Source organism: Halalkalicoccus subterraneus, from assembly GCF_003697815.1.
GTDB lineage: Archaea > Halobacteriota > Halobacteria > Halobacteriales > Halalkalicoccaceae > Halalkalicoccus > Halalkalicoccus subterraneus.
Genome location: NZ_RDQG01000016.1, coordinates 83,652 through 100,448 on the forward strand (window position 1 = coordinate 83,652; position 16,797 = coordinate 100,448).

At 58.2% G+C, this 16,797-nt stretch carries 13 protein-coding genes; 3 read left to right on the forward strand and 10 right to left on the reverse strand.

Going from position 1 to position 16,797, the window contains the following annotated elements; genetic code table 11:
- Positions 1-118 precede the first annotated feature (118 nt).
- A complete protein-coding gene (locus EAO80_RS20200) occupies positions 119-574 on the reverse strand; it encodes a hypothetical protein (RefSeq protein WP_245998445.1) in 456 nt (151 codons plus the stop codon).
- 338 nt (positions 575-912) lie between these two features.
- Between EAO80_RS20200 and EAO80_RS04400 the strand changes: the two genes are divergently transcribed.
- Positions 913-1,440, forward strand: a complete 528-nt coding sequence (locus EAO80_RS04400; protein WP_245998446.1) for an Lrp/AsnC family transcriptional regulator — start codon at positions 913-915, stop codon at positions 1,438-1,440.
- A gap of 172 nt (positions 1,441-1,612) precedes the next feature.
- Here EAO80_RS04400 and EAO80_RS04405 read toward each other — a convergent pair whose 3' ends face one another.
- From EAO80_RS04405 to EAO80_RS04445, 9 genes are all read right to left on the reverse strand, one after another.
- Positions 1,613-2,656: an ABC transporter ATP-binding protein gene (locus tag EAO80_RS04405; RefSeq protein WP_122088721.1), complete on the reverse strand. Its 1,044-nt coding sequence runs from the start codon at positions 2,654-2,656 to the stop codon at positions 1,613-1,615.
- A complete protein-coding gene (locus tag EAO80_RS04410; protein WP_122088762.1) occupies positions 2,649-3,851 on the reverse strand; it encodes an ABC transporter ATP-binding protein in 1,203 nt (400 codons plus the stop codon). Before EAO80_RS04410 ends, EAO80_RS04405 begins: the two co-directional genes overlap by 8 nt.
- Positions 3,852-3,858: 7 nt before the next feature.
- Positions 3,859-4,770 carry an ABC transporter permease gene (locus EAO80_RS04415; RefSeq protein ID WP_211330635.1) on the reverse strand — a complete coding sequence of 304 codons (912 nt, stop codon included), beginning with the start codon at positions 4,768-4,770 and terminating at the stop codon, positions 3,859-3,861.
- On the reverse strand, positions 4,767-5,786 hold the full coding sequence (locus EAO80_RS04420; RefSeq protein WP_122088722.1) for an ABC transporter permease: 1,020 nt from the start codon (positions 5,784-5,786) through the stop codon (positions 4,767-4,769). Before EAO80_RS04420 ends, EAO80_RS04415 begins: the two co-directional genes overlap by 4 nt.
- Before the next feature lie 34 nt (positions 5,787-5,820).
- The gene (locus EAO80_RS04425; RefSeq protein WP_211330636.1) at positions 5,821-7,449 is read right to left on the reverse strand and encodes an ABC transporter substrate-binding protein; all 1,629 of its coding nucleotides are present in this window, start codon (positions 7,447-7,449) and stop codon (positions 5,821-5,823) included.
- Between the two features lie 123 nt (positions 7,450-7,572).
- Complete coding sequence (locus tag EAO80_RS04430; RefSeq protein WP_122088723.1) at positions 7,573-8,370, reverse strand: aspartate/glutamate racemase family protein; 798 nt, start codon at positions 8,368-8,370, stop codon at positions 7,573-7,575.
- A complete protein-coding gene (locus EAO80_RS04435; protein ID WP_122088724.1) occupies positions 8,367-10,136 on the reverse strand; it encodes a hydantoinase B/oxoprolinase family protein in 1,770 nt (589 codons plus the stop codon). The genes EAO80_RS04430 and EAO80_RS04435 overlap by 4 nt, the downstream gene beginning before the upstream one ends.
- Positions 10,133-12,190 carry a hydantoinase/oxoprolinase family protein gene (locus EAO80_RS04440; protein ID WP_122088725.1) on the reverse strand — a complete coding sequence of 686 codons (2,058 nt, stop codon included), beginning with the start codon at positions 12,188-12,190 and terminating at the stop codon, positions 10,133-10,135. Before EAO80_RS04440 ends, EAO80_RS04435 begins: the two co-directional genes overlap by 4 nt.
- 253 nt (positions 12,191-12,443) lie before the next feature.
- Positions 12,444-12,776: a cupin domain-containing protein gene (locus EAO80_RS04445; RefSeq protein ID WP_122088726.1), complete on the reverse strand. Its 333-nt coding sequence runs from the start codon at positions 12,774-12,776 to the stop codon at positions 12,444-12,446.
- A 186-nt stretch (positions 12,777-12,962) separates the two neighbouring features.
- Here EAO80_RS04445 and EAO80_RS04450 point away from each other — a divergent pair, with 186 nt between their 5' ends.
- Positions 12,963-14,999, forward strand: coding sequence for a hydantoinase/oxoprolinase family protein (locus EAO80_RS04450; protein WP_122088727.1), 2,037 nt, complete (start codon positions 12,963-12,965; stop codon positions 14,997-14,999).
- Positions 14,996-16,792 carry a hydantoinase B/oxoprolinase family protein gene (locus tag EAO80_RS04455; RefSeq protein WP_122088728.1) on the forward strand — a complete coding sequence of 599 codons (1,797 nt, stop codon included), beginning with the start codon at positions 14,996-14,998 and terminating at the stop codon, positions 16,790-16,792. Before EAO80_RS04450 ends, EAO80_RS04455 begins: the two co-directional genes overlap by 4 nt.
- Positions 16,793-16,797 lie beyond the last annotated feature (5 nt).

Here is a 16,797-nt window from a genome sequence, read left to right on the forward strand (position 1 = left end):
AAAATCGTATCTACTCCCTCCACCACTACTACACCAGGGTAGGCTGTTCGTAGTTGTCACTAGGAGGGCGTGCCCGGGGTGGTTGTCGCGAGCTATGTTCTTTCCTCTCGTCCCGTTGTTAGGACATCACGCTCTCTGCAGGGGTTTGCTCGATATCCCCATCACAACGATCATGATATCGGTCGGCTGCTTCCTCGTCAACCACGACGAGCTTCTTCCCGCGCCGTTTCGTTTGCTCGACGTCGTCTTTTCCGAGCTTCTCAAGGAAATCCATGATATGGGCCACAGTTTGTATATGGGGCTTCGAACCTTCGACGGCCGTGATGACCTTCGTAATCGTCCGACTGTTCAACACGAGCCCAGCAGGCGCTTTCTCGGCGTAGTCACGCACGTCGCGAGCGATGAAGCGAGCACGTTTCTGATTTGTCGTGAGCTCGCGATTGGCGACGTGTTCGGGGAGCGCACAAATCCGTTTTAAGCGCGTTGCGGGACTCGTCGCTTGGCGAGTCTGTGTCTGGGTGCCATGATCGCCAGGGTCCTCATCGGGATCGGTCTTTTCGTCGCCATCGGTCACACTAATGGAGGAATGAACGGAGTGCGTTCCCATGTATACAGCCGTTCGCTGTCAGGGCTCAGTAGTACCGGCTACATGTCATCTCGGGGTACTCCTAGGACTAACCACGTGGTAGCCATCCAAAATATAGTAAAGTCCTGTTTCTGCTCACGCAAATATACTGCCTGCTTCTCCAACCCATCATACCAGAATAGTCCGTCCGCTATCCAGTGGCTCAAGTCACCGATACCGAAAGGTAACGCCGGAAATTTGCAAAAGCCGACGCGAGGTAGCAACGCCATACTCAGGGGGACTTAAGTTAGCGAGAATTATAATAGCTACCGTATATGCCGGATCATTTGACCGAAGAGAGTAGCGAGAAGGGAGCGCTCGATGACGCTCACATCGGAGATTTAGTTTCGAACCATCTCGATGAAACCGATTACAAGATCTACCGCATTCTGAACGAAGACGGCCGCATCTCCGATACGGAACTCGGCGAGCGGGTCAATCTCTCGCGAACGGCCGTTCGCCGTCGGCGAAAGAAATTGCAAGAAGAGAACATGATTAAGATTATCGGCGTGCTGGTCCTTCAGGAAGCCGAACTTAGTTACGCGGACGTCCGGGTGACAGTTAGTTCCGACGCAACGAGAGACGCAGTTGACGAGTTCATCAGCTTTCTCATCGAGCAGGAACTCGTATACGAGGTGGACGAATACCTAGGTCAGTCGGATATTCTCGTTCGCGTCTGGCATGGGTCCTTACAGGAGGTCAAGACGTACGTAACCCACCTCATGCAACATGATATCGTCAAGGACTTCGAGGTAACGCCAGTGACCAAGACACACAAAGCCTGGCACAGCGAAATCAAAGACAATAGGGACTGACAACCGAGTCGGGTCGCTCTCTACCGGTCCTTCTGTCGTCTTACAGAGGGTAATCGATGTTAGTAGACAGTTATCTCACCTTGAGCAATAGAGCATCAGAGCACGAGGTCACTAAATTGGTCGAACCGTCTGTACTAGTCGAGCTGATCGATAGGGATGAACTAGCCGATAGTCAGATCTCCAACTTGTCTTCGTCGTGAAGGAGACAGCGGCTGACGTGATCAGTGCCGACGTCAACTAACTTGGGTTCGACTTGAGAACACTCATCAACGGCTCGATGACATCTCGGGTGAAACGGACAACCGGAGGGCGGATCAGACGGATCGGGCGTCTCGCCACGGATCGAAATCCTCTCCGGCTTGAACGCTGCTTCCGACTCCTCGACGATCGGAATCGCCGATAGTAACTGTTCAGTGTACGGGTTTTGCGGGGCATCAAACAGCGTCTCCGCAGGTGCTTTCTCCATGAGTTTTCCTAGATACATTACGCCGATGCGGTCGGCAATGTTCTTCGTGAGACTCAGATCGTGTGTGATCATGAGATACGAGAGGTTGCGTTCTTCCTGTAATTCCTCAAGAAGCGCGATTACCTTGGCTTGGACGCTCACGTCCAGCGCGCTCGTCGGTTCGTCGAGAACGAGCAAGGATGGGTTAAGGGTCAGGGCACGAGCGATCGCAACTCGCTGTTTCTGGCCGCCGGAAAGCTCGTTCGGGTACCGATACAGAAAGTCCTCCGGCAAGTCGACGCGTCCGAGCAGTTCCGCGACGCGTTCTCGTCGCTCGGCTTTCGTACCAATATTGTGGACAATCAGCGGCTCGGCGACGATGTCTTTGATCCGCTTTCGCGGATTTAGCGACGACGTCGGATCCTGATAGACAACCTGAATTTCGCGTCGAACTGGCTTGAGATTCCTCTCGGACAGGTCCGAAATGTCTCGTCCGTCGAATGTGATCGATCCCCCGGTCGGCGCGTGGAGCCGAGCAATCGTCTTGCCAAGGGTCGTCTTGCCACAGCCAGACTCGCCGACGATGGCAAACGTTTCCCCGCGTTTGACATCAAAGGAGACGCCGTCAACGGCTTTCACCTCGCCGACCTGTTTCTTGAGCAGCCCACCCGTAATTGGATAGTACTTCTCGAGGTCCCGAACCGTGAGAAGCGATTCGTCGGTGCCGTCGATGCTATCAGTTTCGTCAGTCCTGGAATGACCACTACTCATCGGTATCCTCCGTGGCACGAGACGCCTGTGCGTCGATCGGAGCCGTTGTCCCAGCACCTCCACTCTCCACGCTCAACTGGTTCTGGGGTGGGTCCGAGGTCGGCCGATGCTCAAATGCCACCTCGCCGTTGTACTCGATCTCCTCATTTGCAATTTCGATCGCTTCCTCTCGAGACAGACCATCTTCGTAGAGGTGACAGGCGACTTCCTGTCCCGACGACAGTTCGTATCGTGGCGGCCGTTCGACGTCGCACGTACCGGCCATGGCAGCCGGACAGCGCGGGTGGAACCGACAGCCCGACGGCGGATCAGTGTAGTCGGGGAGAACCCCCTCGATCCCGTCACGATTGAACTCAGTGAGCTTCGGTACGCTGTCGACGAGACCCTGGCTGTAGGGGTGTAACGGCTCGTCAAGGATCTCGTCTCGAGTGCCAACCTCGGCGATCTCGCCGGCGTACATGACGTAGATTCGGTCGGCGATCCGGCGGGCGACGCCAAGGTTGTGTGTGATGTACAGCATCGAAAGATTCTCTCGTTCGATTTGTTCGGTCAACAGACCGAGGATTTGATCCTGGACCGTGACGTCGAGCGCTGTCGTTGGTTCGTCCGCAATGAGAAATTCAGGTTCACTGAGCATCGCCATCGCGATCAGGATTCGCTGGCGCATCCCGCCGGAGAGCTCGATCGGATACCGACCGAGAGCGCTTTCCGGATCCGGAATCTGGAGTTGGTCAAGCAATTCAACGCTTCGATCATGCATCGCCGCTTTGTCTGTGTCGCGTCGACCCAGCACATTGCGAACGATCTCGAGCCAGCCGACGTTCGTTTTACCCTGATAGGTCAGGACGTCGCGCATCATCTCGCCAACGGTAAACACCGGCGAAAGACTCGTCATCGGGTCCTGAAAGATCATTCCCATCGACTCGCTTTTGACCCGTTCGTGAGCCGTCTGATCGCCAAGGAGCTCCTCACCCTTGTAGTATAGTTCGCCGTCGATAATCTCGCCAGGTGGTTGAGGGAGCATCCCCATGATCGTTTCCGCCGTGACGCTTTTTCCACAGCCGGATTCGCCAACGATGGCGACGGTTTCGCCCTCATTGACGGTGATATCGATGTCGTTAATGACACGAGCGCGGCCGTCAAACGTATTGAAATGAACTTCGAGATCGCGAAGTTCGAGGATTGGATCAGTCATACTCATTTTAGTCTACCTCCACGTCGAGGACGTCACGAAGCCCGTCACCGAGCAAATTAAACCCGAGAACGGCGATGAAGATCGCTACGCCGGGGAATGTCGAGTACCACCACTGGGCGGGGAGATAGGCGCGTCCTTCGGCGATCATCGTCCCCCACTCAGGCGTGGGCGGTTGGGCACCGAGACCGAGGAAGCCGAGGCTGGCTCCAATCAGGATGGCATAGCCCATGTCGAGGCTGAATTTGACCGTGATCGGTGCCAATACGTTGGGGAGAATTTCCCGGAACATAATTCGGAGTCGGCTTGCGCCGATGCCGCGGCTGGCTTCGACGAACTGCTCTTCGCGAACCGAGATCACCTCGCCATAGACCAGTCTGGCGTACCACGGCCACCAGACAACGGCGATGGCGATCATCGCGTTTCGAAGGCTCGGCTGGAGCGGTACCGCCACCGCGAGTGCGAGCACGAGCGGCGGAACTGACAAGAAGATATCGGTGATTCGCATAAGCACCTGCCCGGTGAACCCACCGACGTATCCGGCGACGAGCCCAACCGGAACGCCGATACCGATCGCGAACGTGAGGACGAACAGTCCGAGCGCGAGTGAGTACCGTGTCCCAAATATAACTCGTGAGAGAATGTCTCTTCCGGACTGATCCGTCCCAAACGGATGCGCAAGACTCGGTTCAGCGAATCGGTTTGCGAAGTCGACCGCAGGTTCACCCATGTAACCGGCATCCTGTGGGTGTCGGGCGATGTACGGCGCGAAGATCGCAACAAAAACGAGTCCAACAATGATTCCAAGCCCCACCAGTGACAGCGGGTTCTGCCGGAACCGATATGCGATCCGGCGGGTGCTCTCCTTGCGATTCTCCATTGCCTCAGAGTTGTACCAGCTCTCGAGCTTGCTCGTACTCATTCGCTGTCACCTCCGTACCTGACCCGCGGATCGAAGTAGCCATAGAGAATATCGACTATCAGGTTCGCAAGAATGAATACGACGCCTACAACCAGCGTTACGCCGACGATCGCGTTGATATCGTTTGCTAAAATGGCGTTGACGCCGTAGCGGGCCATTCCCGGCCAAGCGAAGACGATTTCAATGAGAAACGCCGACCCAATGAGAAAGCCATAGTCGAGTGCGATGATCGTCAACGTCGCCGCGAACGACGATTTCAGGACGTATTTGTAGGCGATGAGTTTTCCGGGAATGCCCGAAGAATGCAACGCGTGGACGTAGTCCTTGTTCAACTCTTCAATAAAACTTGAGCGGGTCATCCTAGCAATGTCGGCCATCGGTGCGAGCGCGAGCGTAAACGCAGGCAGTGCGAGGTGGACAATTGCGCTCCGGAACGCGCGGAAGTCCATCGCGATCAGGCTATCGACGAGCATCATCCCGGTCAACCGAGGTGGTGCTTCTACGCCGATTCGTCCGGTCGCCGGGAGCAGCCCCAGATGGAATGCGAAGACGAGCTGGAGCAAGATCGCCGCCCAGAAGGCGGGCATCGAAACACCAAAGAACGCGAACAGTCGACTGGCGTTGTCCTCGACCTCATCTTTGTTTCTGCCGGCGATAATACCGAGCGGAACCCCGATAGCGATGGCGATGAGCATCCCAACCGTAATCAGCTCGAACGTCGCCGGGAAGAAGTAGATGAGATCTGCCGCGGTATTTCGGTTTGTGGTAAGCGAAATACCCATATCTCCCTGCAGCAACCCGGCCATGTAATCGAAATACTGAATGACAACCGGATCGTCGAGTCCCATCTCATCCCGGAGCGACTGAACGGCGTCGCCCGAGGCTCGTGGGCCGAGCGCGAGCCGCGCCGGATCGCCTGGGAGCACACGCGCCAGCGTGAAGATGAGGATTGAGAGTCCAATGAAAACGGGAATGCCGGCAAGTGTCCGTCGTATTACGTAGCTTTTGAATCCCATATAGTGTTGAAGTAATATCGCGTGAAATGTTCGATTAGCTCTCGTCGTAGAGGCGCCAGAATGCCTTCGAGTATCCGACGAGACCGTTATCAACGTATCCACCGACTCGTTCGTTAACCCCGTACAGCTCTGCCTCATTGACGACGAACAGAGCCGGTGTGTCGTCAGCAATGATCTCTTGGGCCTCGTGGTAGTACTCAGTTCGTTGGTCGACATCGATTTCCGTCCGCGCGTCGTCCAGTAGCTGATCGACCTCTTCGTTCTCGTACCAGGCCGGACTCTCCCAGCTGCCGTGTGAACTCGAGTGCCACGCGGGGTAGAGGAACGTGTCCGGATCGACGTAGGAAAACGAGAGGTATATTGCGTGCATATCTGAAGTCGTGTCCTGACTTGTTACCATATCCGTGATGCGAGTCCACGGCGCACCTTCGAGTTCGAGATTGATGCCAAGCTCGTTGAGGTTCGTCTGAAGCAACAGCCCGATGTTCTCGGTCACTGTTAGATCGGTTACGTAAGTGTAGGTTAGTTCGATGTCCTCGGCGTCGTAGGTGGAATCATCGAGATACTCCTGGGCGCGATCGAGGTCCTGTTCGTACTGGATTACGTCATCATTGTGTCCCCACATTTCCGAGGGGAGCGGCCCCTGCATTTGATCGGCATTCCCGAGTAGAATGTCGTCGACGATCTGCTGGTAATCGACAGCATAGGAAATCGCCTTTCGGACGTTCACGTCGTCCAGAGGCTCGCGTTGGGTATGCATGAAGACGTACAGTGGAGAGAACGTGACCTCGTCGCTGACAAACACGTGATCGAGACTTGCCAATTCCTCGTAAGATTCGACTGACAACCACTCATCGGTGATGTCTGCAGACTCGTTGCTCATCATTCCCGTGACCGTCCCCTCTTCCGGAACGATCTCGAGGACGACTTCATCGAAGAGATCGTCGCTGGGCCACTCGCCCCACCAGTCGTCAAAACGCTGCAGAACGAGCCGTTCTTCACGCTCGTGTTCGACGAGTTCGTATGGGCCGCTTCCGGCGTCGTTTTGCTCGAGCCAGTCCTCATCATTAGCGTCAAGTTCTGATTCGTTGACGATCGGTAGGTACGGGAGCGTAAAAAGGAATGGCGCGAACGTCCGTTCGGTTTCGATTTCGACAGTGGTTTCGTCCGCGGCAGTGACGCTGTCGGTTCCAATTGTATCCGTCCACATCCAGGAAAGCCCATCCTGGAGCTCAAGCATCCGTTCGAACGAGTAAACGACGTCGTCAGCGGTCACAGAATCGCCGTTGTGGAACATCGCGTCGTTGCGCAAAAAGAACTCGTAGGTCTGGTCGTCGTCGCCTACTTCCCAGTCTTCCGCAAGTCCCGGCGCCAGCTCCGGGGGCGATTCGTCGGTATAATTGAGCAACGAATCATAGACGTTGACAGTGTAAATATTCTCGAAGTTATCCGATGCACGCATCGGATCGATCGTTGATGGTGAGATCGTCGTCGCGTATACGAGCGAGTCGTCTTCTTCGCCCTCTTCGTCATCGAGACCTTCGGGCTCCTCGCCTGCACAGCCTGCGAGTACGGTGGTCAGTCCGCCAGCACCGACACACTGTAGGAGCCGTCGCCGCCCAATCTGGTGTGTAGTCATGTGGTCTTTGTCATCGAGACTCATGATATGGATACCCGAGGCGAGAAAGATATACCTTTCGCATAACGTCATCATCGATGCCCGAATTAGCCCCTTATAGAATATATACTCCACAAAGCGTGAACGAATTAGTTCAAAACGTGATTGCTAGTACCCGGACGGCGAGCCGTCCCAGACACCTCGGGTCGAGAAGTCCTGGGGGACGTCCCAATCGTAAATCTCTTCCGGACGAGGCGATTCATATCCGCCGATCTTACTGTGTGACCAGCCGAGTGAAGCCAGTTCCGCCTGAAGTTCGGCGAATTTGAACGGGGCGACAACAGCGTCGAGAACAGGAACGCCGAGTTCGTCCTGAAGCGTTTCGTGGAAGCCGTATTCGGCAGTACAACCGAGGATAATGATTTCGGCGTGATCTTCCTCGATCGCACCCCGTGCGGCCTCTGTGAGCCGCTCTCGCGTTTGCTCAGGGTCAGCCTGAAAATCAAGTACGCCCAGATCAACGGGACAAAACGATGCCAGGCGGTCGTCGAACCCATATCTTGCGATCGTCGAGCGCATCTGTGGAATCCACTTTCGTCGGCCGACGATCACCGAGAACGTATCCCCCATCGTCGACGCGAGGTGTGTCGTAGCCTGTGCCGGCCCCATCACTGGCATCGATTCGGAGACCTCGCGGGCCTCCTCGAGTCCGAGATCGTAAAAACAGCCGACGACGGTGGCGTCGACGCCATCGTTTTCGGCTTCCTTGACGTGATGGAGGACGTCCGGTAGCACCAGCGATTCGTAGTAGTGATACTCGACGTGATGGGGGCCGCGATCGAGATTCACAACCTCGACCTCCGTCTTCTCACGTTTCGTTTCGTTCAACAGCGCTTCGATGTCGTCGCTGAAATCATCGTGACCGACCGGATCGATCCACCTGATTCGGGTTGGATTTGTGCTCATAGTTCGATAGTGGCTGATTCCGCTATTAGTTGTCGCCGTCGCTGTTCGGTCGCTTCTGTATCGAGTTTCCCATCGTCGGTGACGACAACGCCGTACACTGCCTCGGCGGTCTCGCTCGTGACATACTCGTTACGGTAGTCCTCAAGGACTCGTTCGGGATCCCGCTCGAGAGGGGTCCCCCAGCCGCCGCCGGCGCTCGTGACAAGACGGGCGACTTCGCCGTCCTCGAGTTCGTAGTTGGTCAGTTTCCGGTGACGCTCGGTCGTCCCATCGTTTTTTACGATATCGATGTAGTTGCCGTCTCCAGCCTGACCGTCCCCAACGCCCCACGGCGGATACTCCGAGCGGCCGAACGACGCGGTGATGAATGCGCCGCTTTCGTTGTAGACCTTGTAGTCCTGAACGAGGCCGGTTCCACCGCGGAACTCTCCATGGCCGGCTTCCTGCGGGGTATCCAGTGTGAACTGATCGAACAGCAGGGGAAACCGCGTCTCCATCACTTCGACCGGCATTTCGAGGGTGTCCCCGTCGCCGCTGCAGACGAGCACGTCGGCCCCGTCGCGGTCCCGACAGGCACCCCACCCGCCGGGTTGTGGCTCGATAACGAGGAAGTCGTCGTCGGTCCGGTCGTCCGTGCCGCCGACGATCGTTGCACAGACGCTCGTGAAGTGTCCCGCGGACAGCTTCTCCGGGAGATGTAGAGCGAGCGCCTTCCAGGGAAGATCCGCCGCCATCGCCGACGACTCCCAGTCGGTCCCAATTGGTGCTGGCTTTGTCGCGTTCAACACCGTCTTCTCAGGAATGACTAACTCGAGCGGTTCGAAGAACCCGCCATTGGTCGGTGCCTCCGGCAGCGTGATCGCCTGAAACAGAGCCCTGGCGTCGCTGACGGACGCAGCGTACGGTGAGTTGATCGGACCCTCGGTCTCGGGATCGGTCCCCGTGTAGTCGAACCGCACCGTATCATCAGTGATCGTCACTTCGACGGTGACATACACGGGATCATCGGTAATGCCGTCGTCGTCGAGGAAATCTTCGGCATGATATGTCCCGTTAGGGAGCGTTTCGATCTCGTCGAGGACGAGTTGTTCGCCGTAAGCGAGCCACTCGTCGACGGCCCGCTCGAGGGTGTGAATCCCGTACCTGTCGGCAATGTCCTGGACCCGTTCAACGGCGACTTCCATCGACGCCTCTTGGGCCTGCATATCGCCGAGGGTCATCTCCGGCATCCGTGTGTTCGCCTTGACAATGTCGCGAACGGCGTGGTTGAGTTTCCCCTCCTCGTAGAGTTTGACCATCGGGTACTGGATCCCCTCCTGGAACACGCTCGTGGCGTCGGTCGTCCACGAGCCAGGATCCTTGCCGCCGATATCCGTCCAGTGGGCCTTCGACGCGGCGAACATGACGATTTCGTCGTCAACGAACACCGGTGCGACCATCGCGACGTCGTTGAGGTGGGTGCCGCCGTGGTAGTCGTTGAGGAGGATGACGTCGCCGGGATAGAACCCGTCGAGTCCGTACTTCTCAATCGTATCCTCGACGCAGAACTTCAGCGTTCCAAGAAAACCCGGCACGCCGTTAGCCTGTGCAACGACCTTCCCGTCGGTATCGATCAACCCGCAGGCGTAGTCGAGCGTCTCGTAGATCACGCTCGATTTGGCCGTCCGCCCGAGGTTGATAAACGACTCTTCGGCTGCGCTCTGGAGCGCGTTCGTGATGACCTCCCGCGTGAACGGATTGAGGTCAGATTCAATTTGGGTGCTCATTGCTGGCTGATTCGGAGGTTTCCGTACTCGTCGATGCGACACGTCTGATTCGGGTGGATGAGCGTCGTACACGCCGGTTCCTCGGCAATCGCCGGCCCGTCGAAGCTCGACTCGGTCGGCAGCGACGATCGGTCGTAGATCCGCGTCTCGTGGCTCCCTTCCGCGCCGAAGTCGACAAGCCGAACGTCTCTCCGTGCGTCCGACGGCTGTCCACCACGATCGAGGACATCGATGGTCGGTTTCGGCACGTCCGCCGTCGCAGTGAGCCGGAGGTTCACCATCTCGACGGGATCCTCGAGTCGGAAGTTGTACGCCTGCTTGTGAAGCCGGTGGAACCGCTCGATCGTTTCCTCGATCGCGTCGGCGGTGAGCCGTGCGCGCTCGGCCTGGATCGGCGTCTGTACCGTGTGTTCCTGGCCGTCGTACCGGAGGTCGACGCTACGTTCGATGGTGATCTCGTCGGCCAAGACGCCTTCCGCGGCGAACGCCTCGCGGGCACGATCGGCCATTGTCGCGAAGGCGTCGTCGACCGTTCCGGCCGCAGAGGCTTCGAACGGCCGGACGAACGTCCGGACGTAATCCCGACGCAGATCCGTCAACAGCATGCCCCACGCTGAGAACTGGCCCGGTGCACGGGGGACGATCGTCTCTTTGACGCCCAGTTCACGCCCGAGCGTGGCCGCGTGGAGCCCGCCCGCGCCGCCGCTGGCGACGAGAGCGAACTGACGGGGGTCGTACCCGCGTCGGAGGCTCACCTGCTTCAGGGCGTGTGCCATGTTCGAGTTGACGACCCGGAGAATGCCGTGGGCAGCCTCGCGGACGCTCGTCCCGAAGGTGTCGGCGACGGACTCGAGGGCTGACTCGGCCTGATCGACCTCGAGTTTCATCTCGCCACCAAGAAAGTACTCCGGATTGAGCCGCCCGGTAACGAGGTTCGCGTCTGTGACCGTTGGTTCGGAGCCGCCGCGACCGTAGCAGGCCGGCCCTGGATCCGCGCCTGCACTCCTAGGACCGACGTTAATCGAGTCACCCTTGTCGATCCACGCGATCGAGCCGCCGCCGGCACCGATTTCGACGATATCAACCACCGGAATCTGGACCGGATACCCCTCCTCGCGAGCGGAGCTCTCAAGCCAGTATTCGGTGTTGATATCGACTTCGCCGTCCTCGACGAGCGACGTCTTCGCGGTAGTCCCGCCCATGTCGAAGCTGATCACGTCGGGCTCGCCAACGCGCTCGCCAACTCGAGCGGCACCGAAGACACCCCCAACTGGACCGCTTTCGATCATCTCAATTGGGCTCTGTCGGGCCTGATCGAAACTGCTCGTGCCGGCGTTGCTCTTCATTACGTACCGGTTCCCGTCGACGCCGTGTTCGTCGAGGTGGGACTCGAGGACTGTTAGATAGTTATCGGCAATCGGCTGGACGTAGGAGTTCAACACCGCAGTGTTGGTGCGTTCGTACTCCCGATACTCCTCCGTGAGTTCATGAGAAAGCGTGACGTAGGCGTCCGGAAATTCTTCGGCGATGATCTCTCGTGTTCGACGTTCGTGTTCCGGATTCGCGTACGCGTTGAGGTACGCGACGGCAATCGTCTCGATCCCTCGGTCGCGGATCTCGTCGACGGCCTCGCGAACGTCGTCCGGTTTGAGGGTCGAGAGGACGCTCCCGGCCTGGTCGACACGCTCTCGGACTTCGAAACGGTCGCGTCGAGGGACGAACGGCTCCGGTTTTTCATACCGAAAGTTAAACATGTCCGGTCTATTCGCCCGGGTGATATCGAGGACATCGCGAAATCCATCGGTCATGATGAGCGCACAGGGCTCACCGTCACGCTCCGTAATGGCGTTGATCACTACGGTCGTGCCATGGACGAACTGTTCGATGTCAGGCAGCGATAGGTCGCTCATCGAGAGTGCATCGACGACACCATCAGCGTAGTTCGCTGGCGTCGTCGAAGCCTTCTCGAGCGATAACGATCCGTCGTGGACGGCGACCAGGTCGGTAAACGTTCCCCCGATGTCGACCGCGACACGTGTGTTATTAACACTCACAAGAAGCACACAATTCGGAGAATGTATTAAACCTTCTGCCACCAAATTTCCTCTATATTATTTATTTCGACCATAATAAGTTGGTAAATAATTAAGAAGGTAGATTGAATAACACATCAAGGAACAATACCTCGACGATTCGTCCACTCACTATTCACGGCGCATCCTTGCTCTCATCGGGCCCGCTTTCACAGTCTGTGTAACGAACGAAAGCCATCCACAAGATGCCACGACCGTGCTCCGAATAAGATTCTCAGAGATCGCCAAGGACTACGTAGACGAGTCGAACCGGTTCATCGGTCGTATTCTCGCTATAGTGCTCGATCCCCGATGGAATGATAGTCACTGATTCCGGACCGACGGTGGTGCGTTCTCCTTCCGCGACGAGATCAATCTCGCCCGACAGGATAACCGAGATTTCGTCTCCGGCGTGGCTTGTTGTCCCGGTCTCCGGAACGCGCTCGTCCGATTCGATGACGTAACTACCGACCTCCGCGTTCGGATCATCACTCTCGAACAGCGCGAACGGGTCGTCGCGGCTTTCGTTCCAGATCTCCTCAAGTCGGTGAACGGTAACGTCGCTCATGCCGAAGCCAATAGCGGCTATCAAAGTAAACTCTTCGGGCGTGTGGTTTGACGATAAGTACTAAAGAGATGCACTATACATCCACTACGTTACTACTCCTTTTCGATATGGGCAAAGGGAGAAGATTTCAGCACAAATTATATTACGATACTCTTCCTCAGTCAGCGTACTGAGGTGCGATAACACGTGACAGAAAGACTTGCAGTTGATATCGGTGGCACGTTCGTCGACGCAATCACATTCGATCGATCAACCCGTGACGTCACGGTCGAGAAAGCATCGACGACCCCAGACGAACCCGAATCCGGCGTTCTCTCCTCGATCGAAAAGGTCGGCACGACCCTCGAGGATACCGAGGCGTTCGTCCACGGGACGACGTTGGGGCTCAACGCCGTCCTCGAACGCGAAGGAGCCGCGACCGGCATCATCACGAACGAGGGGTTCAAAGACGTCTACGAGATCGGCCGGACAAACGTCGAGCGGGAATCGATGTACGATATCCGGTACCAGAAGCCGGAGTCGATCGTCGCCCGACGGCGACGCGTCGGCGTCCCCGGACGGTTAAACGCCAACGGCAAGGAAGTCGAGCCGCTCGACGACGACGCTATCAGGGATGCCGCGGCACAGCTCATCGAGGACCAAGATGTCGACGGGATCGCCGTCTGTTTCCTCCACTCCTACCGGAACCCCGCTCACGAACGAGAAGCCGCGCGGATCGTCCGCGAGGCCTATCCCGACGTTAGCGTCTCCATCTCGAGCGACATCACTCGGGAGTACCGCGAGTACGAGCGGACGAGCACGGCCGTGATGGACGCGTATATCAAACCCATCTTTGAGACATACATCGATAGCCTCGATTCGGAACTGACCGACGAGGGATTCAACGCACCGTTTTTCGTCACCCGGTCCGGCGGCGGTACACTCACTGCCGACAGCGCGACCGATGCACCAGTCCACACCATCCTCTCGGGACCTGCCGGCGGCCTCATCGGGGCGTCTAACGTCGGCCGCGAAACCGGCCGGGACGATCTCATCACTGTCGACATGGGCGGGACCAGCCTCGACGCCTGCGTCATCGAAGACGGCACGCCTGCCGTCAAGTACGACTCCCGACTCGAACACCAGCCACTGATGATCCCGGTCTACGACATCCGGACAATCGGTGCCGGCGGCGGCTCGATTGCGTGGCTCGACGGCGAACTCCTCAAGGTCGGGCCACAGAGCGCGGGTGCGGACCCGGGACCCGTTGCGTACGGGCACGGCGGCACCGAGCCGACGGTCACTGACGCAGCCGTCGCACTGGGCTACATCGATCCCGACGACTTCCTCGGCGGCGATATGGAGCTCGACGCCGACGGCGCGAAAGCGGCGATCGACAAGACGCTCGCCGAACCGCTCGATTCGAGCGTGACAGATGTCTCTCGCGGCGTCTTCGACGTGACGCTCGCGAACACCGTGGGCGCGATCCGAGAGATCACTATCGAGAAGGGACTCGACCCACGGGAGTTCTCGATGATGGCCTTCGGCGGTGCAGGACCCATGTTCGTGCCGCTTTTAGCCCGCGAGATGGGCGTCGAAGAAGTCGTCGTCCCTAGAGCCCCCTCGGTCTTCTCGGCACTTGGAATGCTTATGGCCGACGTCGTCTACGACTTCGCGCGAACGAACATCGAAGCCCTGATTGACCTCGAACTCTCGGATCTGGAGACGACGTTCGACGAACTAGACACCGAGGCGCTCGAGACCCTCACCGACGAGGGGTTCGAGGAGGACGAAGTCGATCTCGAGCACACCCTTGAGATGCGCTATCTCGGGCAGGAACACACCGTTGAAGTGGATGCCAACGGCATTGAGACAATCGACGAGGTCAGCGATCGCTTCGAGGACAAACACGAGGATCGGTACGGCCACGCGATGGACGATCCACCGGAGGTCGTCCACCAACGGGTCCGCGCCATCGGCCGCAACGATAAACCTCCGCTCGAGCGCGAGGAGCCGGTCGACGGGACGCCCGAGCCGATCGGGAGCCGGGAGGCGTACTGTTTTGCGGCCGACGAACGGACCGCGTTCGACGTCTACGACCGCAGCGACCTGCGTTCAGGAATATCAGTCGACGGCCCAGCGGTCGTCCGGGAGCCAACCACAACCATCGTCTTCCACTCGGACCAGGCTGCAACCGTCGACGAGTACGGACAGCTCGTCATCAGCGGAGGTGACGCTCAATGAGCGACGCGACCACTGCTGACGAGATCGACGCCGCCACGGTCGAAGTGGTGCGCAACTATCTCACGTCCGCCGCGACGGAGATGCAACGGACGCTGATCAGGACGGCGTACAACACGATCATCTATGAGATTCTGGACTTCGGGATCTCGCTGTACGATCGAGACCGCAACCTGATCGCGGACTCGCCCGGACTCGCGCTGTTTCTCGGCGCGAACGACTACGCATTAGAGAAGGTTGTTGAGCACGTCGGCGAAGAAAACATGAACCCGGGCGATGTGCTCCTAATGAACTACCCTTACTGGAGCTCGACGCACACGCTTGACGTGGGCGTGTTCGCGCCGATCTTCCGCGAGGGCCCGGAGGTACCACGAGAAGAGAACGAACTCATCGGCTACGCGGCCACACGAGCGCACTGGCTAGACCTCGGTGCGAAAGACGAAGGGTACGTCCTCGACTCGACTGACGTTCACCAGGAAGGCATGATATTCCCGGGGACGAAAGTGTACAAAAGGGGCAACCCCGACGAGGAGATTCTGGATCTGATCCGGTTTAATTCCCGTCTTCCAGACAAGGTTCTGGGCGACCTCAACGCCCAAATCGCCGCGATCCGAACCGGCAAACAGCGGCTGCAGGAACTCCACGGAAAGTACGGCGGCGAGACCGTCGACACCTGTATCGAGCGCATCCAGAGCCATGGCGAGCGAACCGCCCGTGATGCCGTACGAGAACTGCCGGACGGGACGTGGTCTGCGGTCGACTACGCCGATGGGACGACGGGCGATCTCATCCGAATCGAAGTCGAGGTGACCATCGACGGCGAGGAGTTTCACGTCGACTTCTCCGGTTCGTCCGACCAGGTCGACGAGCCGCTGAATATTCCTCGGGGAATGACCGAAACCGTCTGCAAGCTCTGTTTCAAATCGATCACAACGCCCGAAGAGACCTCGAACGCCGGCCAATACGCGCCGCTGTCGGTTCACGCACCGGAGGGTAACCTCTTCAATGCGAGCTATCCCGCGCCGACGTTTACGATCTGGACCGGTATCGTTAGCGTCGACGTCGTCTTCAAGGCGCTGGCGAAGGCAATGCCCGACCGGATCCCCGCTAGCTCCGGTGGCGATCTAAACGACGTCATGCTGTTCGGCGAGGATCCTGAAACGGGCCGACAGTTCGTCGAGGCCAACAACGACGCCGTCGGCTGGGGTGCAACGGACGAACACGACGGGGCGAACTCGGTGATGCACATCACCGAGACGATGGTGCAGAACATCCCCGTCGAAGTGTTCGAAAACAAAGCACCGATCTCGTTCGACGAACTCTCCTTGCGCCAAGACTCCGGCGGTGCCGGCGAACAGCGAGGCGGGCTGGGACTTCGACGCGACTACCACGTCGAGCATCCGGTCGGTGCGCTCTCGATCATCCAGAAGACGCGCAAACCCGGGTGGGGAATCGATGGAGGCGAATCCGGAGCGAAAAACGGCATCGTCCTCGACCTCGACGACGACGCTGATGACCGTATCCAGGTCCTCGTCGACAACACTGATATTTACGATGACGACGAGCTATGGGTTGGGATGTTCCGCGGAACGTTCCACGAGGGCGAGGTCATCTCCAACCGCACCGGTGGAGGCGGCGGCTACGGCGATCCACACGACCGAAATCTCGAGGCTGTCCTCGAGGACGTGATCGACGGCTACGTCTCACGGGAGTCGGCCCGTGAGGACTACGGCGTCGCGATCACCGATGACGGCGAGCTCGACCGCGAAGAAACCGAACGGCTCAGGTCGGAGTGACCGAG